The 22,937-nt window shown below is 73.9% G+C and carries 23 protein-coding genes, 1 tRNA gene and 1 pseudogene; 13 read left to right on the top strand and 12 right to left on the bottom strand.

Annotated elements, in window-relative coordinates; all coding sequences use genetic code 11:
* Positions 1–85 precede the first annotated feature (85 nt).
* A complete protein-coding gene (locus ZF1_RS23970) occupies positions 86–1,390 on the top strand; it encodes a sunset domain-containing protein (protein ID WP_482638394.1) in 1,305 nt (434 codons plus the stop codon).
* Positions 1,391–1,467: 77 nt separating this feature from the next.
* On the opposite strand, the gene ZF1_RS23965 is transcribed toward ZF1_RS23970, so the two are convergent.
* The 3 genes from ZF1_RS23965 to ZF1_RS23955 form a co-directional block, all read right to left on the bottom strand.
* The gene (locus ZF1_RS23965; protein WP_482638393.1) at positions 1,468–2,523 is read right to left on the bottom strand and encodes a 2-oxoacid:ferredoxin oxidoreductase subunit beta; all 1,056 of its coding nucleotides are present in this window, start codon (positions 2,521–2,523) and stop codon (positions 1,468–1,470) included.
* Positions 2,520–4,451, bottom strand: a complete 1,932-nt coding sequence (locus ZF1_RS23960) for a 2-oxoacid:acceptor oxidoreductase subunit alpha (protein ID WP_062397963.1) — start codon at positions 4,449–4,451, stop codon at positions 2,520–2,522. The genes ZF1_RS23965 and ZF1_RS23960 overlap by 4 nt, the downstream gene beginning before the upstream one ends.
* A gap of 125 nt (positions 4,452–4,576) precedes the next feature.
* On the bottom strand, positions 4,577–5,350 hold the full coding sequence (locus ZF1_RS23955) for an enoyl-CoA hydratase (RefSeq protein ID WP_251786718.1): 774 nt from the start codon (positions 5,348–5,350) through the stop codon (positions 4,577–4,579).
* Between the two features lie 37 nt (positions 5,351–5,387).
* Between ZF1_RS23955 and ZF1_RS23950 the strand changes: the two genes are divergently transcribed.
* From ZF1_RS23950 to ZF1_RS23935, 4 genes are all read left to right on the top strand, one after another.
* The gene (locus ZF1_RS23950; RefSeq protein WP_251786717.1) at positions 5,388–5,891 is read left to right on the top strand and encodes a PaaI family thioesterase; all 504 of its coding nucleotides are present in this window, start codon (positions 5,388–5,390) and stop codon (positions 5,889–5,891) included.
* Positions 5,892–5,988: 97 nt separating this feature from the next.
* The gene (htpX, locus tag ZF1_RS23945) at positions 5,989–6,849 is read left to right on the top strand and encodes a zinc metalloprotease HtpX (RefSeq protein WP_073576528.1); all 861 of its coding nucleotides are present in this window, start codon (positions 5,989–5,991) and stop codon (positions 6,847–6,849) included.
* A gap of 110 nt (positions 6,850–6,959) precedes the next feature.
* Positions 6,960–7,784: a hypothetical protein gene (locus ZF1_RS23940; protein ID WP_482638392.1), complete on the top strand. Its 825-nt coding sequence runs from the start codon at positions 6,960–6,962 to the stop codon at positions 7,782–7,784.
* A gap of 28 nt (positions 7,785–7,812) precedes the next feature.
* A complete protein-coding gene (locus ZF1_RS23935; protein ID WP_482638747.1) occupies positions 7,813–9,291 on the top strand; it encodes an amidase in 1,479 nt (492 codons plus the stop codon).
* 43 nt (positions 9,292–9,334) lie between these two features.
* Here the strand turns inward: ZF1_RS23935 and ZF1_RS23930 are convergent.
* Together ZF1_RS23930 and ZF1_RS23925 are read right to left on the bottom strand one after the other, a co-directional pair.
* Positions 9,335–9,790 (bottom strand): annotated as a pseudogene (locus tag ZF1_RS23930) (TetR/AcrR family transcriptional regulator); the annotation flags it as partial.
* Between the two features lie 133 nt (positions 9,791–9,923).
* A complete protein-coding gene (locus tag ZF1_RS23925) occupies positions 9,924–10,415 on the bottom strand; it encodes a YajQ family cyclic di-GMP-binding protein (protein ID WP_062397949.1) in 492 nt (163 codons plus the stop codon).
* Between the two features lie 97 nt (positions 10,416–10,512).
* Here ZF1_RS23925 and ZF1_RS23920 point away from each other — a divergent pair.
* Together ZF1_RS23920 and ZF1_RS23915 are read left to right on the top strand one after the other, a co-directional pair.
* Positions 10,513–10,594: transfer RNA gene (locus ZF1_RS23920), tRNA-Tyr, on the top strand.
* Between the two features lie 457 nt (positions 10,595–11,051).
* Positions 11,052–11,744, top strand: a complete 693-nt coding sequence (locus ZF1_RS23915; protein ID WP_482638391.1) for an alpha/beta fold hydrolase — start codon at positions 11,052–11,054, stop codon at positions 11,742–11,744.
* Positions 11,745–12,411: 667 nt separating this feature from the next.
* Here the strand turns inward: ZF1_RS23915 and ZF1_RS23910 are convergent.
* The 4 genes from ZF1_RS23910 to ZF1_RS23895 all read right to left on the bottom strand — a co-directional run bounded on the left by ZF1_RS23910 (position 12,412) and on the right by ZF1_RS23895 (position 14,411).
* On the bottom strand, positions 12,412–12,846 hold the full coding sequence (locus tag ZF1_RS23910; protein WP_208818979.1) for a cupin domain-containing protein: 435 nt from the start codon (positions 12,844–12,846) through the stop codon (positions 12,412–12,414).
* Between the two features lie 277 nt (positions 12,847–13,123).
* Positions 13,124–13,792: a cation efflux transmembrane domain-containing protein gene (locus ZF1_RS23905; protein ID WP_345654656.1), complete on the bottom strand. Its 669-nt coding sequence runs from the start codon at positions 13,790–13,792 to the stop codon at positions 13,124–13,126.
* Positions 13,789–14,145 carry an ArsR/SmtB family transcription factor gene (locus ZF1_RS23900; protein ID WP_405414912.1) on the bottom strand — a complete coding sequence of 119 codons (357 nt, stop codon included), beginning with the start codon at positions 14,143–14,145 and terminating at the stop codon, positions 13,789–13,791. Before ZF1_RS23900 ends, ZF1_RS23905 begins: the two co-directional genes overlap by 4 nt.
* Before the next feature lie 92 nt (positions 14,146–14,237).
* Positions 14,238–14,411, bottom strand: coding sequence for a hypothetical protein (locus tag ZF1_RS23895; protein ID WP_482638390.1), 174 nt, complete (start codon positions 14,409–14,411; stop codon positions 14,238–14,240).
* Positions 14,412–15,009: 598 nt separating this feature from the next.
* Here ZF1_RS23895 and ZF1_RS23890 point away from each other — a divergent pair.
* Positions 15,010–15,378: a hypothetical protein gene (locus ZF1_RS23890; protein ID WP_405414914.1), complete on the top strand. Its 369-nt coding sequence runs from the start codon at positions 15,010–15,012 to the stop codon at positions 15,376–15,378.
* Between the two features lie 148 nt (positions 15,379–15,526).
* Here the strand turns inward: ZF1_RS23890 and ZF1_RS23885 are convergent, their stop codons facing one another.
* A complete protein-coding gene (locus tag ZF1_RS23885; protein ID WP_482638389.1) occupies positions 15,527–17,164 on the bottom strand; it encodes a CocE/NonD family hydrolase in 1,638 nt (545 codons plus the stop codon).
* A gap of 91 nt (positions 17,165–17,255) precedes the next feature.
* On the opposite strand from ZF1_RS23885, the gene ZF1_RS23880 reads away from it, so the two are divergent.
* Positions 17,256–18,422 carry a GNAT family N-acetyltransferase gene (locus ZF1_RS23880; protein ID WP_476652700.1) on the top strand — a complete coding sequence of 389 codons (1,167 nt, stop codon included), beginning with the start codon at positions 17,256–17,258 and terminating at the stop codon, positions 18,420–18,422.
* 19 nt (positions 18,423–18,441) lie between these two features.
* On the top strand, positions 18,442–18,651 hold the full coding sequence (locus ZF1_RS23875) for an FDXHR family putative zinc-binding protein (protein ID WP_202417011.1): 210 nt from the start codon (positions 18,442–18,444) through the stop codon (positions 18,649–18,651).
* 63 nt (positions 18,652–18,714) lie between these two features.
* Here ZF1_RS23875 and ZF1_RS23870 read toward each other — a convergent pair whose 3' ends face one another.
* Together ZF1_RS23870 and ZF1_RS23865 are read right to left on the bottom strand one after the other, a co-directional pair.
* The gene (locus tag ZF1_RS23870) at positions 18,715–18,978 is read right to left on the bottom strand and encodes a hypothetical protein (RefSeq protein WP_179761782.1); all 264 of its coding nucleotides are present in this window, start codon (positions 18,976–18,978) and stop codon (positions 18,715–18,717) included.
* Between the two features lie 95 nt (positions 18,979–19,073).
* Positions 19,074–20,069: a patatin-like phospholipase family protein gene (locus tag ZF1_RS23865; RefSeq protein ID WP_161151856.1), complete on the bottom strand. Its 996-nt coding sequence runs from the start codon at positions 20,067–20,069 to the stop codon at positions 19,074–19,076.
* 191 nt (positions 20,070–20,260) lie between these two features.
* Here ZF1_RS23865 and ZF1_RS23860 point away from each other — a divergent pair, with 191 nt between their 5' ends.
* From ZF1_RS23860 to ZF1_RS23850, 3 genes are all read left to right on the top strand, one after another.
* Positions 20,261–21,061, top strand: coding sequence for a class I SAM-dependent methyltransferase (locus ZF1_RS23860; protein WP_157818348.1), 801 nt, complete (start codon positions 20,261–20,263; stop codon positions 21,059–21,061).
* Between the two features lie 217 nt (positions 21,062–21,278).
* Complete coding sequence (locus tag ZF1_RS23855) at positions 21,279–22,529, top strand: serine hydrolase domain-containing protein (protein WP_100880685.1); 1,251 nt, start codon at positions 21,279–21,281, stop codon at positions 22,527–22,529.
* Positions 22,526–22,930, top strand: a complete 405-nt coding sequence (locus ZF1_RS23850) for a phage holin family protein (RefSeq protein WP_073576508.1) — start codon at positions 22,526–22,528, stop codon at positions 22,928–22,930. Before ZF1_RS23855 ends, ZF1_RS23850 begins: the two co-directional genes overlap by 4 nt.
* Positions 22,931–22,937: the final 7 nt, after the last annotated feature.

Genomic DNA, 22,937 nt, shown 5'->3' with positions numbered 1-22,937 from the left:
GAGACGACGGCGGGGCGGGCACGATCCGTGATACCAAGCACGGCGACAGCGGTCCGGGACGGTCCCGGGCGGACGGAGGTCCGGCATGGGCTGGATGTGGGTACTGCTGGCGGTGCTCGTGGTCCTGGTGGCGGCGGGAGTACTGGTGTCCCGTCGCCGCGGAGGGACCGTCGAGGGCGGTCCGGAGGCCACGGGGACGCCCGACACGGCGGAGGTGCCCGACGGGCCGGGCCCGGGGCGCGACCCCGGGACCGTGGCGCTGTTCGACACCGCGGGGGTGGTCGACCCGTCCGCCGCGGCGGCCGGGTCGCACGCGCCGTCGCCGGACGTCGCACCGCAGCCCTCCTCGGCGGACGGTGCGGAGGAGTGGTCCGGCCCCGGGGCGACCGCGGGCGGGCCCACCGGGACCAGCGATGCGCCGGCTGGGCACGGGCTGTCCGACGGGACGGAGGACGACCCGGCGCCCGGGACGCGGCCACCGGACGTCGCGCCCGGAGCCACGGCGACGGCCCCGGACCCGTCCGGTCCGGAGGTGTCGGATCGCGGTGCCGCCGGAGACGGAGCCGACGGGGACGTCGTCACGGCGGGCGGGACCGGCCCGGGTGGCGGCGACAGGCCCACGTCCGACGGTGCCGTTGCCCTGTCCCAGGACGGTGCGGCCCACGACGGTGCGGCCCACGACGGTGCGGCCCACGACGGCACAGCCCTGGACGGCACAGCCCTGGACGGCACAGCCCCGGACGGCACAGCCCCGGACGGCACAGCCCACGAGGGCGTGGCCCAGGTCGGTGTGGCCCAGGTCGGTGCGGTGCAGAACGGTGCGGCCCACGACGGTCCGGTGGACGACGGCGCGGCCGGCCCCGTCCCGATCCCGGGCGAGCCGGGCAGCGCCGCCACGGCCCCCGAGGTCCCCCTCCCGCGCCCCGAGAGCGACCCGGCGTCGCCGGAGGGATCGGCCGAGGACGACGAGCCGGCCGGCCGCCACGCCCTGCGCGACGACGTCGAACCGGCCCCGCTGCCCGAGCCGGGCCCCGCGCCGGCCGACGACGGCCCGCCCGCACCGCTGCCGATCCCGTCGCGGCCGCGACAGGGCGCCGGCGGCTCGGCGCTGGCGGCGCTCGACTCCATGATCATCGGCCCGTCCGCGGCGTCCGCGCCGCTGCCCCCGGGTGTGCGTCCCGGCCCGTACCCGGACTCGGTGCTCGCCCCCACCGACGGCGGCGACCCGCCCGAGACGCACCGGGTGAAGGTGCACAGCGGTTCGCGGCGGTTCCACCCGCCCGAGTCGCCGTACTACGTCCGCACCCGCGCGGACCTGTACTTCACCGCGGAGGGCGCCGCACGGGCGGCCGGGTTCATCGCCTGGCACGAACGCCCCGGGGCCCGCTGAGACCCACCGCCTCCGGACACACGACGGCCCCGGTACTCCGAGGAGTACCGGGGCCGCGGTGTGTCACGGGCCGGGACCTAGACGATGGTCCAGGTGTCGCGGCCGTTCAGCAGGGCCTGCAGGTCCGCGTCGGGCTTGGCGTCCTTGGCCGCTTGGACCTGGGCGCGGGCGGCGTCGTCGTAGGTGGTGCGGTCGGTGTTGCGGAAGATCCCGGTGACGGTGTGGGTGAGGTCCTGGTCCGAGAGCCGGGACAGGGCGAAGGCCAGCTCGTGGTCGGCGGCGTCGTGCACGACGATCTGCGAGGCGTCCACCGAGGCGGTCTCGACGACCTTGAGCTTGAACCCGTCCTGCACGACGGCGTGCGAACCCTCGGCGCCGAAGACGATCGGCTCACCGTGGACGACGGGGATGAGCCGGTTGTCGGTGTCGCCCTTGCGGAGCACGTCGAAGCTGCCGTCGTTGAAGATGGGGCAGTCCTGGAAGATCTCGACCAGGGCGGAGCCGCGGTGCTCGGCGGCGGCCTGCAGCACGGCGGTGAGGCTCTTGCGGTCGGAGTCCAGGGCCCGTCCGACGAAGCTCGCCTCGGCCCCGAGGGCCAGCGAGATCGGGTTGAACGGGTGGTCCAGCGATCCCATCGGGGTGGACTTGGTGACCTTCCCGACCTCGGAGGTCGGGGAGTACTGGCCCTTGGTCAGCCCGTAGATCCGGTTGTTGAACAGCAGGATCTTGATGTTGACGTTCCGGCGCAGCGCGTGGATCAGGTGGTTGCCGCCGATGGAGAGCGCGTCGCCGTCGCCGGTCACGACCCAGACGCTGAGGTCCTCGCGGCTGGTCGCGAGACCGGTCGCGATGGTCGGGGCGCGGCCGTGGATGGAGTGCATCCCGTAGGTGTTGAGGTAGTACGGGAACCGCGAGCTGCAGCCGATGCCGGAGACGAAGACGGTGTTCTCGCGCTTGATGCCCAGGGTGGGGAGGAACTGGCGGACGGCGGCGAGGACGGCGTAGTCGCCGCAGCCGGGGCACCAGCGGACCTCCTGGTCGGAGGTGTAGTCCTTCGCGGTCTGCTTCGCGTCCGTGGTCGGGACGCCGTCGAGGCCGCCGATGGACGGCAGGCCCAGGTCGGTGGCGGTCATGCCTGCGCTCCAGTGGTCTCGTTGGCGATGTCGGACGCCGACTCCGGGTGCTTGCCGGTGAGGTAGTCCAGGAACACGTCCTGGAGCTCCTCGGCCCCGAACGGGAGCCCGGCGACCTTGGTGTAGCTCTTGACGTCGACCAGGTGCTCGGCGCGCAGCAGCATGGCGAGCTGACCGAGGTTCATCTCGGGGCAGAGCACCGTGCGGTAGCCGCCCAGGATCTCGCCGAGGTTGGCCGGCATCGGGTTGAGGTTGCGCAGGTGCACCGTGGCGACGGAGTGGCCCAGCTTGCGCACGCGCCGCGCCGCGGCGTTGATCGGGCCGTAGGTCGAGCCCCAGCCGATGACGAGGAAGTCCGCGTCGCCGTCGGGGTCGTCGACCACGAGGTCGGGGACGTCGATGCCGTCGATCTTGGCCTGGCGCAGCCGGACCATGCGGTCGTGGTTGTCGGGGTCGTAGGAGATCGAGCCGCGCCCGTCGGCCTTCTCCAGCCCACCGACCCGGTGCTCCAGCCCGGCGGTGCCCGGGATCGCCCACGGCCGGGCCAGGGTCTCGGGGTCACGCAGGTACGGCCAGAACTCCCCGGACCCGTCGGGGGCGTTGGGTTCGGTCGCGAACCCCGGGTCCACCGTCGGCAACGACTCGACGTCGGGGATCTTCCACGGCTCCGAACCGTTGGCCAGGGCCCCGTCCGACAGCAGCATGACTGGGGTGCGGTACTTCACCGCGATCGCGGCGGCCTCGACCGCGGCGATGAAGCAGTCCCCCGGCGTGCAGGGGGCGATCACCGGCAGCGGCGCCTCTCCGTTGCGCCCGTGCAGGGCCTGGAGCAGGTCGGCCTGCTCGGTCTTGGTCGGCAACCCCGTCGAGGGCCCACCCCGCTGCACGTCGATGACCAGCAGCGGCAGTTCCAGGGCGACGGCCAGGCCGACGGTCTCGGCCTTGAGCGCGATCCCCGGCCCCGACGTGGTGGTCACGCCGAGTGCCCCGCCGAAGGCTGCGCCGAGGGCGGCGCCGACACCGGAGATCTCGTCCTCGGCCTGGAACGTGGTCACGCCGAAGGCCTTGTGCTTGGACAGCTCGTGGAGGATGTCCGAGGCCGGGGTGATCGGGTAGGTCCCCAGGAACACCGGCAGGCTCGTCGTCCGCCCCGCGGCGATGAGCCCGTAGGCCAGGGCGACGTTCCCGGTGATCTGCCGGTAGGTCCCCGGTGCCAGGCGGGCCGGCGCGACCTCGTAGGTCACCGCGAACGCCTCGGTCGTCTCCCCGTAGGCGTGCCCCGCGCGGAACGCCAGGATGTTGGCCTCGGCGATGTCGGGCTTCTTCGCGAACTTCTCCCGCAGGAACCGCTCGGTCGACTCCGAGGGGCGGTGGTACATCCAGGACAGCAGACCCAGGGCGAACATGTTCTTCGCCCGCTCGGCGTCCTTCTTCGACAGCCCCGTCTCCTCCAGCGCCCCGCGGGTCAGGGTCGCCATCGCGACCCCGTGCACCGCGTAGGGCTCGAGCGAGCCGTCCTCCAGCGGGTTCGCCGCGTAGCCGACCTTGGTCAGATTCCGCTTCGTGAACTCGTCGGTGTTGACGATCAGCACCCCGCCCTGGGGCAGGTCGCCGATGTTGGCCTTCAGCGCCGCCGGGTTCATCGCGACCAGCACGTCGGGGCGGTCACCGGGGGTCAGGATGTCGTAGTTCGCGAAGTGCAGCTGGAACGACGACACCCCCGGCAGGGTCCCGGCAGGCGCCCGGATCTCCGCGGGGAAGTTCGGCAGCGTCGACAGGTCGTTGCCGAAGTTCGCGGTCTCGGAGGTGAAACGGTCACCCGTCAGCTGCATGCCGTCGCCGGAGTCGCCGGCGAACCGGATGACCACCCGGTCGCGCTGCACGACCTCGGAGTCGCGTGCCTCGACGGGAGTGTCGCTGGTCGTCATGGGCTGATGGTCCCCAGTTCGGCGTCGAATTGTCCCTCGATGCATCGAGGTTAACTCCCGGTTCGGCCCCCTGTCCGGAGACCCGGGGTCACGTCACATAACCCGGATTACGTTCGTGTCGCGTATCACTTCTTGCTGATCTTCTTCTGCAGCGCCGCGACGCGCTCCGCGAACGCCTCGGAGTGCACCGTCTCGGCCTGCGCGCGGACCTCGACGTCGGTGGCGTCGGCGTGCGCGGTGAGCCGGGAGGTGATCCGCATCGTCGCCTTGGTGGTGACGATCAGATCCCGCGGTGCGGCGGCCGCCCGGCCCGCGAGCTCGTGGGCGCCTGCCATCAGGTCCTCGTCGCTGTCGTAGGCGCGCCAGGCCAGGCCGACGCGCTCGGCCTCGCGGGCGTCGAGGACGTCGCCGAACAGGGTCATCGCCGCGGTGCCCTGGGCGCCGAGGGCGCGCTGGGCCATCCACGTGTAGCCGCCGCCGGGGTGCAGGCCCAGCTGCATGAAGCGGACGTCGAACCTCGCGGTCGGGCCGGCCAGCCGGACGTCGCAGGCCAGTGCCAGGTTGATCCCGGCGCCGACGGCGGCGCCGTTGACCGCGGCCAGGGTCGGCAGCGGGGACGAGGCGATGGCGAGGAATCCGGAGTAGACGCGCTTGAGCGTGGCCGGGTCGGCCTCCTGCAGCTCGGCGAGGTCACCGCCCGCGCAGAAGGCGGGTGCCTGCCCGGTGACGACGATCGCACCGACCGAGTCGTCGGCGTTCGCGGCCTCGACGGCGGCGACGAGCTTCTGCGAGAGGTCCAGGTTCAGCGCGTTGCGTCGTGCCGGGTTGGACACGGTGAGCACCGCGACACCGTCGGTGACCTCGGTGCGGACCTCTGTCGTGACATCGCCGTCGCTCATGGGCCCGACTCTTCCACGCCGGGTTAGCCTCCCGCACGTGACGGGTGCACAGGTGACCGGGCGGGCCGAGCTGCCCCGCCACCACGCCGGCTGCTTCGCCTGCGGTGACGGCCCCGGCGGGCTGCGGATGCGCTTCGCCGATCCCGGCCCCGACTCCGACGGGCGGGCCCGGGTGACGGGGGCGGTCGTCGTCGCCGACGCGCACGAGGGCGCGCCCGGGCTGGTGCACGGCGGGGTGCTGGCCGCGGCGATGGACGAGCTGTTCGGCGCGCTCCAGCACCACCTCGACGGCCACTACGTGACCGCGGAGCTGACCACCCGCTACCGGGCGCCGGTGCCGCTCGGCACGACGCTGCACCTCGACGCGGTGATCGAGTCGGTCGACGGGCGCAAGCTGTGGGTCCGCGGCACGGGCAGGCTCGACGCCCCGGACGGCACCGTCGCGGTGTCGGCGACGGCGCTCTTCCTCGGCGTCACGCTCGACCACTTCCGCCGCCACGCCCCCGAGGGCACCCGCTTCCGGGAGCGGCACGCGCGCTGAGCCGCGGCCGGGGCGGGTCACACCCGGGAACGCGGCGCCCGGTTCGTCCGTTGACCCGGGTGACCCCCGCAGGACCGCACGGAAAGGCGACCCCGGCGTGCACAGCCACATGAACGGTCTGAAGACGGCCGTCCTCCTCGGCGCGATGAGCGCCCTGATCCTCGCGATCGGCGGGGTCCTGGGCGGGCGCGGCGGACTGGTCATCGCGCTCGTCATCGCGTTCGCGGTGAACGGGTGGGCCTACTTCAACTCGGCGAAGACGGCGCTGCGGTCCATGCACGCCCAGCCGATCACCGAGGCCGAGTACCCGCAGCTGTTCCGGATCGTCCGCGAGCTGAGCCAGCGGGCCCGCCAGCCCATGCCGTCGCTGCACATCAGCCCGACCGACGCGCCGAACGCGTTCGCCACGGGCCGCAACCCGCGGCACGCCGCGGTCTGCGTGACCACCGGTCTGCTGCACCTGCTCGACGAGCGCGAGCTGCGCGCCGTCATCGGCCACGAGCTCAGCCACGTCTACAACCGCGACATCCTGATCTCCTCGATCGCCGGTGCGCTCGCCTCGGCGGTGTCGTTCCTCGCGAACTTCGCGATGTTCGCCTCGATCTTCGGCGGCGGCGACGAGGACCGCCCGAACCCGATCGCGATCATCCTGGTCGCGATGCTGGGGCCGATCGCGGCCGGCGTCGTGCAGATGGCCGTCAGCCGGTCCCGGGAGTACCAGGCCGACGCGTCGGGCGCCGAGCTCACCGGCGACCCGCTGGGCCTGGCCTCGGCGCTGCACAAGCTCAAGTACGGCACCGCGGCCGCCCCGCTGCCCCCGGACCCGCGGCTCACCGCGCAGTCGCACCTGATGATCGCCAACCCGTTCCGGCCCGGCGAGAAGATGGCGAGGTGGTTCTCCACCCACCCGCCGATCGAGGACCGGATCGCGCGGCTCCAGCAGATGGCCCGCCGCTGAGCGGACCGTTCGGGGTGGTTGCGTGTCCCCGGGTCGCTGTTCCGTAACGGTTCGGGGTACCGCGAGCGATGGAACTCCCAGAGCAGAGCTCCCCCTGCGGAAGAGGACCCATGAGCGAGACCCCGTCCCAGAAGCCCCGCCACACGCTCACCGACACCGGTGGGACGCCGTCGGTGCCGCTCCAGGGCGGCCCGGTCGAGGTGCCGTCACCGGCGCGCCCGGGGGACGACGTGGTCACCGGGACCGGCCCGGGGGAGCAGGTCGCGCTGCCGGCGGCCCGGTCGTCCTCGGACGCCGACGCACCGGTCGCCGCCGACGTCCCGGCCTCCTCCGCCCCGGACTCCGACACGGACACCGCGGCCGCGCCCACCCCGGACGCGGAGCCGGAGACGCCGGAGCCCCGTGCCCCCCGTGCGGCCGCGCCGGACACGGCGCCCGGCGGCGGGTCCTCCGACTACGCACCCACCACCGCGCTGCCCGTCGTCCCGCGTCCCCGCGACGCGGCCGGTCCCGGCCGGCAGCGGCCGGTCGGCGTCCCGCCCCGGCAGGCCCCGGGCGCCTACGTCCCCGGGCAGTACGCCGCGGCGGCCCCGCGACACCCGTTCCGACCGACGGCGCCCCGGCAGCCCGTGGCGGGCCGGCCCCCGGCGGTGCAGCGCCCGCCCGCGCGATTCCCGTCGGGACCCGCAGCACAGGCCCCGGCCGTCCAGCGGCTCCCCGAGCCGTTCCGCGCGGCGCCGCTGCCCGAGGGCGGCGGCACCCGAACCTCCGGTGGTTTCCGGCTGCCCGACTTCCCGGCCCGCACCCGGCCGGTGCTGCCCGCCGTCCTGGGCGCGGCGGCCGCGGTCGTCCTGGCCCTCGGTGTCGTCGCCGGGGTCACCGGCACGTCCGACGCGTTGCCGGCGCCCGCGCCCGCCCCGGTGTCCACTCCCTGACCGATCTGCTTGTATCCCCGCCGTGGGGATCTCCTGGGACGACTACCGCAGCCACGACGCCGTCGGGCTGGCCGCACTCGTCGCCGCGGGTGAGGTGAGCGCGGCCGACCTGCTGGAGGCCGCCGTCGCCCGCGCCGACGCCGTCGAGCCGGGCCTCAACGCCATCCGGCTGCGCCTCGACGACGCCGCCCGCTCCCGCGCACGTGGCCCGCTGACCGGGCCGTTCGCGGGCGTCCCGTTCCTGGTGAAGGATCTCGCCCAGCACATCGCCGGGGTCCCGACGGCGTCCGGCTCCCGTCCGCTCGCCGACCACCCGCGCCCCGAGACCTCGACGGTGGTCCGGCGCTGGACCGAGGCCGGTCTCGTCGTGTTCGGACGGACCGCCACGCCCGAGTTCGGTGCCCGCGCCGTCACCGAACCCGCGCTCGGCGGCCCGACCCGCAATCCGTGGGACCCCGGCCGCACCCCCGGCGGCAGCTCCGGCGGGTCCGCCGCGGCCGTCGCCGCCGGGATCGTCCCCGCGGCCGGCGCGAGCGACGGCGGCGGCTCCATCCGCATCCCGGCCGCCGCCTGCGGGCTGTTCGGGCTCAAGCCCGGCCGCGGCGTGACGCCGTCCGGGCCGGACGTCGCCGAGGGCTTCCACGGCGCGGCGGTGCAGGGTGTGCTGTCGCGGACCGTGCGGGACTCCGCGGCCCTGCTCGACGTGACGGCCGGTCCGGAACCGGAGGGCCCCTACGTCGTGCGTCCGCCGGAGCGCCCGTACGTCGACGCCGTCCGGGACGACCCGGCGCCGCTGCGGATCGGGCTGGCCACCGCCGCGCCGCTGGGCACCGACGTGGACCCCGAAGCGGTCGCCGCGGCCACCGACGCCGCCGAGCTGCTGACCTCGCTCGGGCACGTCGTGGAGGAGTCCGCCCCCGCCCTCGACGGCCGGGCGCTGGCCACCGACTTCCTCACCACCTGGTTCTCCACGATCTCGGCGCAGGTGGCGTCGGCGCGGGCGCTGACCGGCTGCGGCGACGACGCCTTCGAGACCGAGACCCGGGTCATGGCCGCGATCGGCCGCGCCACCCCCGCGCCGGACTACCTCGCCGCGCTCGCCCGCCGCCAGGACCACACCCGCGCGCTGGCCGCGTTCCACGAGCGCTACGACCTGCTCCTCACCCCGACCCTGGCCCGGCCGCCGTGGCCGATCGGGGAGCTGGCACTGCCCGCCCCGGCCCGGATCGGCGCGCAGGCGCTGCTGCGGGCCGGCGCATCCGGCCTGTTCGGACGGCTCGGCCTGGTCGAGAGCCTGGTCGACGCCAACTTCGCCCCGGTGCCCTACACCCAGCTGGCGAACCTGACCGGGCGGCCCGCGTCGTCGGTGCCGCTGTACCGGACGGCGTCCGGGCTGCCGCTGGGCGTGCAGTTCGTCGGGCGGCCGGGGTCCGAGCCGCTGCTGCTCGCCCTGGCGGCGCAGCTGGAGCGGGCGCGGCCGTGGGCGCACCTGCGGCCCGCGGTCTAGGGGTCGACGAGCCGCGCGAGTTCCCGCACACCCGCTCCCGCTGCACTCCGGCCACGGCCGGGGCGTGGTGCAGCAGACCGTCGACGGCGTGCACCAGGGTGCGCGCGAGCCCGTCCGGGTCCGCCGTGCCGGGCCGCCGTGACAGGTGGAACGCGACCTCCCGGACGCAGTCCTCCCGCAGCGCCTCGACGGCCGCGACGCCGTGCGGGGTGCGGGTCGCGAACGCGGCGAACAGCGCGTGCAGACGCGGGTGGTCGGCGTGCAGGGCCACCGCGGTGTCGGCGATGCGCAGCAGCGCGGTGCGCGGCTCCGGCGGGTCCGCCCGCAGCTCGGCGCAGATCGCGTTCAGAGTGGACCGGGCCTCCCGGACGTGCCGGGCGACCAGCTCGTCGAGCAGGGCCTGCTTGTCCGGGAAGTACTGGTACAGCGACCCGACGGCGACGCCGGCCCGCGTCACCGTCCGGGGCCGGTGTGCCCGAGAGGCTGCGGCGGGACGCATCGAGGGGTGTGCGTCCGGCCGGGAGCCGGCCCGCCCGCCCGCGACCCGACCGCCACGATCGGCGACAGCCTGTCGATCGTGGGCGTGTGGCGTGGCGGGCGGGAGGTGTCCGGCCGTGCCGGGGCCGGCCCGGCTACCGGTAGTTGGTGAACTGCAGCGCGATGCCGAAGTCCTTGGACTTGAGCAGCGCGATGACGGCCTGCAGGTCGTCCTTCTTCTTGCCCGAGACGCGCAGCTGGTCGCCCTGGATCTGGGCCTGGACGCCCTTGAGCTTCTCGTCGCGGATGGCCTTGCTGATCTCCTTGGCCTTGTCCTGCGCGATGCCCTGCAGGATCTTGCCGCCGGCCTTGTAGGCCTTGCCCGACAGCTGGGGCTCGTCCACCTCGAGAGCCTTCAGGCTGATCGAGCGCTTGATCAGCTTCTCCTTGAACACCTCGATCCCGGCGAGCAGCCGCTCCTCGGTGTCGGACTCGAAGGTCACGGCCTCCTCACCGGCCCATGCGACCGTCGTGTTGGTGCCGCGGAAGTCGAAGCGCTGCGACAGCTCCTTGGCGGCCTGGTTCAGGGCGTTGTCCACCTCCTGGCGCTCCACCTTGCTCACGACGTCGAACGACGGGTCGGCCATCGGTCACTCCCTCGGGGTCGGTCGGGGCCCCCTCGTCGGGGGCCGTCGGTCGTGTCGTATCCTCGTTCACGCACTCAGCGAGAGCGACGTGCACCCCGGCTGGTTGCCCGAGCGGCCAAAGGGAGCGGACTGTAAATCCGTCGGCGTAGCCTTCCCAGGTTCGAATCCTGGACCAGCCACAGCAGGTGAAAGAGACCCCCGACCAGCGGAAATGCTGGAACCGGGGGTTTTTTTCGTTGTCCGGCTCCGGACGGCTCGTGACGGGTGTTCACGGACCATGCACGGACTGATCTTGGTCGCGGAGCGCGTCCTCCACGCGACGGCGAACCGCGTCGTCCTGACCGGTGGTGCACTTGGCGTAGATCCGGATCGGTGTCCCCGGCGGGGCGGGCCGGTGGAGTCCGAACGGGCCGGCCACGCCGGCCCACGGTCCGACCCTCTACCTCCGGCCGGGCACGGCCGTCGGTCCGGCTACCCGGCACGCAGCCACCAGGGCAGGCACCCTTCCTCTATCGGCGCTGGGCCATCGGGAGTTCGTCCACGGCGTACCGGGCGGTTACCCAGGAGTGCCGATGCAGACACAGGCTCCGGGCAGGACGATCCTCGTTCGGCGCCCACGACCAGGAGGCCTCCGACATGTCCACCTTCGTTCTCGTTCATGGGGGTTTCGTCGGCGGCTGGTACTGGGGCGAAGTCACCAAGCGGTTGGAGAAGGACGGCCACCTGGTCGACGTGGTCGAGCAGCTACCGAGCTGTGGTCCCGATCCGACTTCACTCGGGGACCTGGCGGCCGACGCGGCTGCCATCAGGAAGCACATCGAGAGCGCTGGTGAACCCGTGGTGCTCGTCGGGCACTCCTACAGCGGGATGGTCATTACCGAGCTCGCCGGCCATCCAGGCGTTGCCCACAGTGTTTACTTGGCCGCGGCCATGCCGTCGCTCGGCCAGCCGCTGATGGACCTGATGTCCATGCCCGGGATGCCGCCAGCCACCTGGCTCGCGCCACACGATGACGGAACGCTGAGAGTCACCGACGACTTGGAGCTGCTCCGGCAGGCCCTCTGCGCCGATGTGGACAGAAAGTCCGCCGAGATCTATATGCGTCGCATGGTGCCGTTGTCGATCGCCGCTGCCGCAGCACCCAGCTCCGCCCCCGATCGAGGACACCCGGCCACCTACATCATCACCGAGAACGACGAGGCCCTCCCCGCGGCCGTCCAGGAGCAGGTGGCCCCAGTGGCGGACCACGTCGAACACATCTCGTCGTCGCACAGCCCCATGATCTCCGCTCCAGACGAGCTCGCCGCCATCCTCGGGCGAGTGCGCTGACCCGCACTCGATTCCCGACGGCCATCGACGTCGACGAACGACTGTCGGGTAGCCGGGCTCGACCCCTCGGCCGTTGAGCGCCCACGTCGTGGTGTCGGCCGCAGGGCGTCGCTGCGCGATGGCTGCGCCACCCCTTGCCTCCGCCGCCACGACGAGCGATGCGGCCAGCACGAGGGGACGGGGGAGAAATGGCCACAACCCGCCGGCGCGAGCTACAGACTCTATGCGGACGCACGCGGGGTTTGCTGCTCCGATGCAGTTCGCGTAGACCCCCGGCAGGACATCGACGCTGTGCCCGGCCCAGGTCGCGACCTGGACGACCGGGACGCCCCCGTTGAGCGGTGACGACCCGGTCGGCCAGCAGTCGTCCGCGGTCGGTCACCGGGCCCCGCCGGGGTGCCCACGTCGACACCGCGGCGTGCCGGAGGTGGTGGGGGCGAGCGGGAAGGTGGCCTCGTCCGGCGAGATCGCGCTCGGCCGGGCAGCGGCCCGCAGACGCCCGTAGCGGTTCTCGGACAGGCACCCCGCCTCCACCTCCGACCCGGTCGCGGCCGCCGGAACCGGCCACCCGGCCCCGGTCGCCGAGCGAGCCCGGATGTCCGGCATCGGTGTCCACATGCCATCCGCTGCGTGCCCGTCGAGCCACCGCGCGATCATGTCCCGCGGGCTACTCGTCCCAGACGATCCCGACCGAGTCCAGACGCGGGCGGTCGAAGCCCCACAGGAACTCGAGCGTCTCCCGCGGACGGTCGTTGTGGATCCGGTGCGGTACCCCCGTGGGGATCCACAGAGCCGAACCGGGCTCACCACGGATGACCTCGTCGCCGATGGTGAACTGCGCCGACCCCCGGATGACGTAGTACCACTCGTCAGCGTGCGGGTGATGGTGGAGCAGGTGCACCTCGCCGGGGCTCAGCCAGGCCAGTCCGACCATCAGGCGCTCGGACCCGACGAGCTGCTCCGACACGAGTTCGATCAGCCGTCCCCGATCGCGCGGGTCACCGCCGGCGCTCATCCACGACTCGTTCCCGGCGTCGCCCTGGTCGACGACGGGTTGGTCCTGCGCCCTGACGTGGAACCTGCTCGACGTGCCGTCGCTCATCGACATCCCTCACGACTCGACCCGGCCGCCGAACGCCGGCCGCATCCCCGTTCGATCGGGGCTCTGCGGGCGGGCGGCGCAGACCCTGGCCGGCGCGGTGACCCGGAGCGGCCACCCCGGGCAGTCTCCGAGACGAGAAGCCCTGACGTCCATCTCGGGATATCGGCCCTGATCGTGTTCGTGAGGTACACGATCCATCGCCAGGACGACGTCCAGGCGCGGGATCCGGCCGCACCCCTCGCCCGAGGGGTGTCCACATCGTGGTGGCTCCGGACCGTCAGCGGCAGCAGCCGTCGGCGCGCGCGTCGGACGTCGCGACGGCGCCGGGCAGCGCGGCGCAGCAGCCCTCTCCCCGCCACGCGTTCCCACCCTCGCGCACGGCCAGGCCCGCCAGCACCAGCGCGGCGACGGGGTCGGCCCACCACCAGCCGAGGGTGGTGTGGAGAACGAGCCCGACGAGCACCGCGGCCGACAGGTAGGTGCACAGCAGCGTCTGCCGGGAGTCGGCCACGGCGCTGGCCGAGCCGAGCTCGCGCCCCGCGCGCCGCTGCGCCCACGACAGGAACGGCATGACCACAACACTGGCCGCGACCAGCACGATGCCCACCGTCGAACGGTCCGCCTCCGCCGCCCCGGACAGGCCCCGCAGCGCCTCGACGGTCACGTAGAGGGCGAGGGCGAAGAACGAGCACGCGATGACCCGCAGGGCGATGTGCTCGCGGCGGGCCGGGTCGCGGCCGGCGAACTGCCACGCCACGGCAGCGGCCGAGCTGACCTCGATGACCGAATCCAGTCCGAACCCGATCAGGGCGATCGAGGACGCGGCACGACCTGCGGCGATGGCGACCACGGCCTCGACCACGTTGTAGCCGATGGTGATCGCGACGAGCAGGCGGATGCGGCGGACGAGGACGGCGCGACGGTCGTCGGAGAGGGACAGGGTCACGACGCCCGTTCCCCGGTCTGTCCCGGTGCGCCGTAGGTAGGGCACAGCGCGACCGCGTCGCCGGTCTCGGCGAGCACCGTCTCGGCGCTGCGCAGGAGGTCGAGCAGCTCCGGGCGCACGAGGCGGTAGTAGGACTGGCGTCCCTCGGCCCGGGAGTCGATCAGGCGGCAGTCCCGCAGGCAGGCCAGGTGCTTCGACACCGTCGACTGGGCGAGACCCAGCTGGCGGGTCAGATCGACCACGCGGGCCTCACCCCGGCCGAGCCGCAGCACGATGGCCAGCCGTGCCGGGTCGGCCAGCGATCGGAACAGCGCCACCGCCGGGCCGACATCAGGGCAACAATTCATCGCCATGGGGCAATGTTAGTCAGAGAGAACGATGAAGAAACACCGTGAGCCGGTCTCAGCGGGCGGGCCCCGGTGTCCGGTCCGTTCCCGGGCCGTTCTCAGGGGCCACTCGTCGTGGCCGAGCGCAGCATCGACCAGGTGCGGGGCCCGCCGCGCGGCCGGTCGACCTCGGCGGTGACCCGGGAGCCGGGGCGGGTGCGGAGCCGCACGTCCGACGCGAGCGAGGGCCGGGAGTCCGTCGCGGTCCACCCGGCCCGGCCCGTGCGGGACACCGACCTCGCGCACCAGCAGCTCCTGGCCGGCGCCCGGGCGTCGCGGGTGCTCGACCGCATCGATCGTGTGACGGGTGAACGGGTGGTCGAGGAGCGCCGCGCAGAGCAGTTCCGCGGCGGCGGGGACGTCGGAGGTCGTGGCGATCCCGGCGGTGCGTGTCGTCGGCGGCGGACGTCGACGGCGGCACGCCGCGCACGAGCCGGTTCCGGCCCACTCTTCCGGGGCGGATCCGTCCGTCGGGGGGTGCGATCCGGTGCCGGGAGGTCCCCCGGGTCAATACGACAGGGTGACGCGGTGACACGGCCGTGCGGAGGGTGCATCACGGAGCGTGTTCCGGGAAAAAGGTACGCGTCCGTTCGGGTCCACTGTGGTGACGATCCGTCGCGGACAGCGTCCGGAAGCGACGTCCACGCGGATTCCCGGCTACCGGAAGAGAGCAATAACCTCGCGGGCAGTAATGCCCATCGTCCGATAGTGGTAGAAAGTTCGTTGGATCGGGGATGGACCGGATAGCGTTCTGTGCATCGGCGGGGCTCCCGAACCCACGCCGAACACGCCGGTCCGACATCGGACCCCGTACACGACGGAGAAATAACTGTGCTGAAGAAGGCTGGAATCCTGACCGCCGGCGTCACCGCTGGTCTGCTCGCCATCTCCCCGCTCGCCTTCGCGGGTGACGGCGGCTGGGACAAGGGCCACGGGCACGGCCACGGCGGCGACCGCATCAACGCCGACCAGATCAACAACCTGGAGAAGGACCGCGTCAGCGGCGACCAGACCGGTCTGGTCAACGTCGGCGACGTCAACGCCCTCAACAACGCCAACGTGCTCAGCTGCTCGCTGAACAGCGCCGACGTCGCCGCCAGCGTCCTCGGCATCCTGGGTGGCCAGGCCACCAACGGTGAGGACGCCCCGAGCTTCAGCGACTGCTCGCAGGGTGACAACCAGACCAACATCCAGGACTGAGTGCACCTGCACCACCGGGCACGATGACGGGACCGTCTTCCCGTCATCCGTGACCCTGCACTTCCGGAGATCCCCCGCTCTTCCGACCGGAGCGGGGGATATCCGCATTTCCGGGGACGACCGGAAAGACGAATGGTGGACCCGGAATTCAGGGGTGGTGCGGCAGGACCACGTGCGAGGGGTGCTCGGAATCGTGCAGGATCTCGTAGGAGATCCGTTCCCCGCCGACCGCGGTCGCCGTCCGTTCACCGGTTCCCGGGTTGCGGGCGAAGCGCGGGAACGCCGCGCCGGCGACCTGCACCCGGAGCCGGTGCCCGGCCCGCACGCGGTACCCGGTCGGGCTCAGCGTCATCCGGACGACCGTCGTGCCGTCCGGGGCGGTGGCCTCCCGGTCGGGCACCAGCCGGTGCATCGCGTCGGTGATGTTCATCGAGGTCCCGTCGGGGCCGACGTCGCACAGGCGTACGAACACGTCGCCGATCCCCGTCCCGGTCCGCACGTAGACCACGGCCGACACCGGACCGAGCAGGTCCAGGTCGGACTCCAGCGGCGGGCCGGTCCAGACGCACACGTCGTCGCGGGTCTCGACGGCGCGGTTGTCCAGCTGCTTGGACGGCGGCTGGAGCATCGGGCCCCCGACCGTCGGTGTCGGGTCGGCGGGGTCGTAGACGAACCGCGACGGCGGGGGTGTCCCGGCCGGCCGGTCCGGGCCCAGCCCGCCGTCGGCGTCGAGGTACCACTCGGTCGGGCGGGCCTCCGGCGGCGGCCAGCACGGCAGGTCGGTCCAGCGGTCGGCGTGCTGCACGTACACCCGGACCGGCGCGCGCTCGTCGTGCTCGCCGCCGTGCAGGTGCACGCCCAGCCAGTGGACCATCTCGTGGGCGATGGTCGACAGTGAGCCGCGGTCGCCGTGGGTCCACGGGCCGATCGTGATCCGCGCCGTCGCCCCGCCGCGCTGCAGCGCGGTGAAGTCCACCAGCTGACGGTCCAGGAACAGGTCCCACCAGCCGGTCACCATGCAGACCGGCGGCATCGCGGCGGCGTCGAAACCGTCGTGCTCGGCGGGCGCCCAGAACTCGCGCGGCTGCTCGGCGTGCTCGACGAAGTCCCGCCAGAACACCACCGGCGCCCCGGTCAGCGCGACGTCCGCGGCCTGCAGCGGCTGGGAGGTCACCGCGCGGCGCTTGCGACGGCTGAACACCGGCGTCGCGAGGAAGCCGGTGACCGCGCCGATGCGCTCCTGGCGGCCGATCTGGTTCACCCAGGTCGCGAGGTTGAGCAGGCCGGGCGCGCCGCCCGGGTAGAAGGTGCTGGTGAACTCCGACGCGGTGATGTCGGCGTTCATCGAGCACAGACCCGGGTCGGCGTAGGGGCCGACCGCCCACTGGGTGTGCCCGACGTAGCTGGGGCCGACCATCGAGACGCGGCCGTCGCACCAGCTCTGCCCGCGCACCCAGGCGAGCGTGTCCAGACCGTCGGAGCTCTCGTGCAGGAACGGGCGGAACTGCCCGCCCGAGCCGAAGGTGCCCCGGGTGGACTGCACCAGCACCTGGAACCCGCGGCGCGCCAGCAGCGAACCGATGATCGACCCGAGGCCGTCGCGGCCGTAGGGGGTGCGCATCAGCACCGTCGGACGCGGCCGGAGCGGGCCGGGGGCCCGGTAGAGGTCGGCGAGCAGGACGACACCGTCGGAGAGCGGGACCCGCAGGTCACGCTCGCGCACGTACGGCTCGTCGGCACCGAAGCCCAGCCTGCGGTCGACCAGTCGCTCCGTGAGCGCGGCCATGACACCTCCCCCTCGCCCGCCCCCTGCGGACAGGTCCGATCGTAGGAGAACCCGGTTGCCCCGACCGGGCGTGGCCGGTGACGGTGTCGACGTGACCGTCCCTCCCGTACTCACCGACGGGGTCGTGACCCTGCGCGCGCACACCGGATCCGACGTCCCCGGGATGCTCGAGGTGTACCGCGACCCCGACGTGCACCGCTGGACGTCGCTCGACCCGACCTCCGGGGAGGACCGGGCCCGGGAGTGGATCGACCTCGCCCGTCGCCGGTGGGCCGACGGCCGTCAGTACGTGTGGGCGGTGGAGGCCGAGTGCGACGGCCGCCCGCGCTACGCGGGCTCGATCGACCTGCGTCGCGACCCGCTGCCGTCGGTCGGCTACCTGCTCGCGCCGTGGGCGCGCGGACGGGGGCTCGCGAGCCGTGCGCTGCGGCTGGCCGCCGACTGGGGCTTCGACGTCGCCGGGTTCGCCGCGCTGCACTGGGACTGCCGTGCCGGGCACGTCGCGTCCTGGCGCGTGGCACACGCCTGCGGGTTCCGCTTCGAGGGTGTCCGCACCCGGGCGCTGCCGGCCGGCGACGACCTCGTCGACGCCTGGACCGCCGTGCTGCTGCCCGGCACACCCGTCGCCGACCGGCCCCCGGCGACGACGTGGTGGCCGCACCCGGTGCTCGACGGCGACGGCGTCCGGCTCCGCCCGCCCACCGGGGCCGACCTCATCCGGCACGTCGAGGCGTGCAACGACCCCCTCGCCCGCTGGTGGAGCGCGACCCTCCCGGTGCCCTACACCGACGACGACGCCCGACGCTGGCTGCGCGACCACCCGCTGGAACGCTCCCTGGGCTCCGGTGTCGGCTGGGTGATCGCCGACCCGGACGACGACCGCTACCTCGGCACCGTCTCGGTGTTCGGCACCGACCGGGCCTACACCCCGACCGGTGGCGAGGTCGGCTACCGCGCCCACCCCGACGCCCGCGGCCGCGGCGCGGTGTCCGCCGCGGTCCGACGGGTCGTGCGGCACGCGTTCACCCCGGTCGCCGACGGCGGGATGGGCCGGCACCGGCTGCAGCTCGGCGCCGCGGCGGACAACACCGCCAGCCGCCGCGTCGCCGAGCGCGCCGGGTTCCGGCTGTGGGGCCGCCCGCGGGCCGACGGCGTGCACGGCACGGAGAACGAGATCGTCGACGACGGCGTCTGGTACGACCTCCTCGCCACCGACCCGATCCCGGCGCCCACCGGAACTGTCGGGGGTGCCCCGTAGCCTGCCCGCCGTGCGGATCATGCGGATGTCCTGTTGCGGTACCGAGTGGGTGGGGCCGGACCGGGCGCACTGCTGCCGCCGGTTCGGCGGCTGCGGAGCCGTCTTCGACGACGCGCAGCTGTGGGACACCCACCGTCCCCGCGGGGTGTGCGTGACCGACCCGCGCGAGCTCGGCCTCGTCGCCACGCGCAACGGGATCTGGCAGCGGGCGCTCGACGCGGCGGGCTGACCCGACGCAGCGGACGCTCGACGCGGCGGGCCGGCTCGACACGGCGGGCCGAGGGGGACCGGGTCAGGGCGGCCCGCGGGTGATGCCGCGGAACACCGCCTCGTCCCGCCCGGGGTTGCGGACCCGGACCAGGTTCAGCCCGGTGAACCACAGCACCGACCCGGTACCGAAGGTCCGGCTCCCGCCCGCGGCGCAGCAGAGCTCGATCCGGCCGGCGTCGACCACGACGACGGCGCCCCGCCACTCGTCCTCGACGTGCGGGTGGACCTCGCCGGGGGCGAGCACGACGGTGCGGGTCCGCACCCGCGACGGCGCGTCGTCGTGCATGGGCCACCCCCCGGGTCCGGTGCGGGGCACGGTGCTCACACCAGCTCCGACCGCCCGGCCGCGCCGAAGTCATCGGCGCACGGGCGGGAGGGGGCTCAGGCCGCGGCGGCCGGGGCCGTCGCGGACAGCACCGTCTCGTAGCCGATCCGGGCCGCGGCGGCGACCCGCCCGGGGTCGGTGGACAGGCCGTGGACGCCGGCGGGGGAGTGCGGACTCAGCGTCAGCAGGTGCGCCCCGGCCCGGTCCGGGTGCGCGGCGTCGGCGAGCAGGGGCAGGCACTCGCCGTGCCGGGCGGCGTCCTGCGCCATCCGGCCCAGGCCCGGTGCGAGCCGGTCCAGTGAGCGGGCCCACAGCGGGGTGCGGGCGTCCGGCGGGATGCCGGTGAGGTCGTCGGCGGTGCGCGTGAGCAGGGCCAGGACGTGCGTGGCGCCGTCGCGCAGGGCCCGTGCGACCGGGAGCGGGTCGCCGACCGAGCCGTCGATGAAGTCCTCGGCGTCCTCGCCCGTGCCGACCCGTACCGGGGGGCCCGCCAGCAGCGGGATCGCGGCCGTCGCCCGCATCGCGGTCCTCCACGTGGCGCCGTCGGGAAGCGCGGTCAGCACCCGCGGGCGCAGGTCGACCGCCCCGGTGACCACGACGTTCAGCGGGACCGGCGGGTCCACCAGCCGTGACCAGTCGGTGGGGAGGGAGTCGACCAGGATCCGGTCGAACAGGTGGTCCAACGACACCATCGGGCGACGGGTGCCGAACCGGCGCGGGTCGATGAACTCGCGGCACGCCATGTCCCGTTCGAACACCCGGGACACCTCGGCTCCGTGCCCCATGACCAGCGCCGTCCCGACGAACGCCCCGGCCGAGCTGCCCCACACCTCGTCGACGCCGGCGGCGAGCCCGAGGTCGGACAGCGCGTGCACCATCCCGGCCGCGTAGGAGCCGCGCATCCCGCCCCCGCCGACGACCAGCGCGATCCGTGCCCCGTCGGCGTGCCGGCCGGGGCGGCGCCCGGTGTCGCGGCGGCGCTCGAGCAGGCGCAGGACCTCGGTGTCGCCGTGCGCGGCGGAGGTGAGGAGGGCGGGAGGCACGCCCCCCATCATGGAGGTCCGCGGCCCCGCGGCCCCGCGGCGGCGGCGCCCCGGTGTCCGGGGACCGCTCACGAGCCACCGACCGCGGACCGTCCACCGCCCGGCGCCTCCCGGCTCGGGTGCCTCGTCGCGCAACTAGTACGTTCGCGCGACCAGCGCCGACGCCCTCGCGGAGGCCCGCTGGAGGGGGGAAGGACACCGTGACGCAACGACGCCGTCCGCGGTTGCAGGCGCTCGAGGCGACGTCGCTGCCCGCGGCACACGCCAGGGCCCGCGACGCCCGTCGCCGCCATCCGGTGGTCGGGGACCACGCCGCCGCCGTCGTCGCGGACGACCTCGACCTGGGCTCGGCGCCCGGGCGGGCCGACACGCTCTCCACGCTGCTGCGGGTCGCGGTCCTCGACGAGTGGGTGCGCGGATTCGCACGACGGCACCCGGGCGGGACCGTCGTCGAGCTGGGACCGGGGCTGGGTGACCGCGCGGGACGGCTCGGCGACGACGGCCCGGCGCACTGGGTCGACGTCGAGTTGCCCGGGGTGGCCGAGCTGCGCCGCGAGCTGCTGGCGGGCCCGGCGCACCTGGTGGCCGGGTCCGCGCTCGACGAGGACTGGCTGGAGCTGGCCCGCGACCTGCCCGGCCCGCACCTGGTCGTCTCCGACCGGGTGCTGACGCTGCTGCCCGAGCAGGGCGTGCAGCGGATCGTGTTCACCGCCGCGCGGATGCTCCCGGGCGCCGAGCTCGTCACCGACCTGCTGTCCCGGGGCGCGGCCGGGCGGCTCGCCGCGGGCCCGCTGCGCGAGCTGGAGGTCGACTGGACCTGCGAGGACCCGCGCGAGCTGGAGCCGTGGGGGCTGCGCCTGGCCGCCTCCTGCGACGCCGCGACCCCACCCGCCGAGATCGCGGCCCGGCTGCCGCGGGCGTCGCGGGCACTGGCCGCGGCGCTGCGGGCGACCGCGCTGCGCGGCGAGCGCCTGGCCCGCTACGAGATCGTGCCGGTCTGAGCCGCTCGGGTCCGCGTCGCTCCGGCCCGGCCGCGCCGTGGCCCGCCCGGGCTCCCCGTTCGGACCGGCCACGACGCGTGGGCGGGCACCGGCCCCCGCCGGTGTCCGCGTGCCCCGCAGGGCACTTCCGGTAGTACGAGCGGGCGTCCGCCGGGTGACGCGCCGGGCCGCAGGATCGTCAGAACTGTGGACGCGGCCCGCGGGTAGGGTCGTGATCGTGACCTCCCCGACCTTCGGCACGCTCGAGGCGGACCCGGCGGAGGTCGGCCTCGACCCCGCCCGGCTGGCCCGGATCGACAGCCACTTCCGCCGCTACGTCGACGACGGCCGCCTCGCCGGCGCGACGATCGCCGTCGCCCGGCACGACCGGCTCGCGCACCTGACCCACCTCGGCGTCCGCGACCTCGACTCCGCCGCTCCGGTGACCGACGACACGCTCTGGCGCATCTACTCGATGACCAAGCCGATCACCTCGGTCGCGGTCCTGATGCTCGCCGAGCGAGGCGCCCTGGAGCTCACCGACCCGGTGTCGCGCTACATCCCGGCGTTCGCCGAGCAGCGCGTCTACCGCGGCGGCTCGGCGCTCAATCCGGGGACCGACGCGGCCGTCGAGCCGATGCGGGTGCACCATCTGCTGACCCACACCGCGGGCCTGACCTACGGCTTCCACCACGCCCACCCCGTCGACGAGATGTACCGCTCCAAGGGCTTCGAGTTCGGCGCCCCGTCCGGGATGGACCTCGCGGCCGCGAGCGAGCACTTCGCGTCGTTCCCGCTGCTGTTCCAGCCGGGCCGCGAGTGGAACTACTCGGTGGCCACCGACGTGCTCGGCCGTATCGTCGAGGTCGCGTCCGGACGCCGGCTCGACGAGTTCCTCCGCGAGGAGATCACCGGCCCGCTCGGGATGACCGACACCGCGTTCTGGGTGCCGGAGGGGTCCGCGCAGGCCGGCAGGCTCGCGACGCTCTACAACGCCCGCCCCGGCGGCGGTCTGGTCGAGAACAAGGTGCTCGCCCGGTCCGCGACCCGCGAGCCCACCTTCCTCTCCGGCGGCGGCGGACTGCTGTCCACCACCGGCGACTACCTGCGGTTCGCCCGGATGCTCGCCCGCGGCGGCGAGCTCGACGGCGCTCGCATCCTCGGCCCGCGCACCCTGGCCCGGGCCACCCGCAACCACCTGCCCGGCGGCGCCGACCTCGACACCGTCGGGCGGCCCATCTTCTCCGAGTCGGCGTTCGCCGGTGTCGGTTTCGGGCTCGGCTTCTCCGTCGTCGTCGACGGGGCGGCGACGAAGGGCTTCGCCAACGAGGGCACCTTCGCCTGGGGCGGGCTGGCCTCCACCGCGTTCTGGGTGGACCCCGTCGACGACCTGGTGGTCGTCTTCATGACCCAGCTCGTCCCCTCCAGCACCTATCCGATCCGATCCCAGCTCCAGACGCTGGTCCAGCAGGCGGTGACCGACCGATGACCCCACCGAGCCCCGTGCTCACCTTCACCATCCGCACGCTCGTCGTCGCCGCCTCGTTGTGGGTGGCGACGGTGCTGGTCGGCGGCATCCGGCTGGACAGCGCCGGCACCTCCACCTCGATCCTCACGTTGATCGGCGTGGCCCTGGTGTTCGGCCTGGTCAACGCCGTGGTCAAGCCGATCGTGGCGACGCTGGGCTGCCCGCTCTACATCCTCACGCTGGGTCTGTTCGCGCTCGTGGTGAACGCGCTCATGTTCCTGCTGACGGGCTGGCTGTCGTCGGTGCTGAACCTGCCGTTCACCGTCGACGGGTTCTGGGCGGCGTTCTGGGGCGCGATCGTCGTCGGGATCGTGTCGTTCTTCCTGCACCTGGTGATCCCGGACCGGCTCGACAACCGCTGAGGCGACC

The sequence above is a fragment of the Pseudonocardia sp. ZF1 genome (assembly GCF_056835605.1).
This window is presented reverse-complemented; position numbering and strand designations above follow the sequence as displayed.

Coding starts and splice junctions, on each gene's coding strand:
- ZF1_RS23970 (WP_482638394.1), top strand. CDS start 86: ATGGGCTGGATGTGGGTACTGCTGGCGGTGCTCGTGGTCCTGGTGGCG.
- ZF1_RS23965 (WP_482638393.1), bottom strand. CDS start 2,523: ATGACCGCCACCGACCTGGGCCTGCCGTCCATCGGCGGCCTCGACGGC.
- ZF1_RS23960 (WP_062397963.1), bottom strand. CDS start 4,451: ATGACGACCAGCGACACTCCCGTCGAGGCACGCGACTCCGAGGTCGTG.
- ZF1_RS23955 (WP_251786718.1), bottom strand. CDS start 5,350: ATGAGCGACGGCGATGTCACGACAGAGGTCCGCACCGAGGTCACCGAC.
- ZF1_RS23940 (WP_482638392.1), top strand. CDS start 6,960: ATGAGCGAGACCCCGTCCCAGAAGCCCCGCCACACGCTCACCGACACC.
- ZF1_RS23925 (WP_062397949.1), bottom strand. CDS start 10,415: ATGGCCGACCCGTCGTTCGACGTCGTGAGCAAGGTGGAGCGCCAGGAG.
- ZF1_RS23915 (WP_482638391.1), top strand. CDS start 11,052: ATGTCCACCTTCGTTCTCGTTCATGGGGGTTTCGTCGGCGGCTGGTAC.
- ZF1_RS23910 (WP_208818979.1), bottom strand. CDS start 12,846: ATGAGCGACGGCACGTCGAGCAGGTTCCACGTCAGGGCGCAGGACCAA.
- ZF1_RS23900 (WP_405414912.1), bottom strand. CDS start 14,145: ATGGCGATGAATTGTTGCCCTGATGTCGGCCCGGCGGTGGCGCTGTTC.
- ZF1_RS23885 (WP_482638389.1), bottom strand. CDS start 17,164: ATGGCCGCGCTCACGGAGCGACTGGTCGACCGCAGGCTGGGCTTCGGT.
- ZF1_RS23875 (WP_202417011.1), top strand. CDS start 18,442: ATGCGGATGTCCTGTTGCGGTACCGAGTGGGTGGGGCCGGACCGGGCG.
- ZF1_RS23870 (WP_179761782.1), bottom strand. CDS start 18,978: ATGCACGACGACGCGCCGTCGCGGGTGCGGACCCGCACCGTCGTGCTC.
- ZF1_RS23865 (WP_161151856.1), bottom strand. CDS start 20,069: ATGGGGGGCGTGCCTCCCGCCCTCCTCACCTCCGCCGCGCACGGCGAC.
- ZF1_RS23850 (WP_073576508.1), top strand. CDS start 22,526: ATGACCCCACCGAGCCCCGTGCTCACCTTCACCATCCGCACGCTCGTC.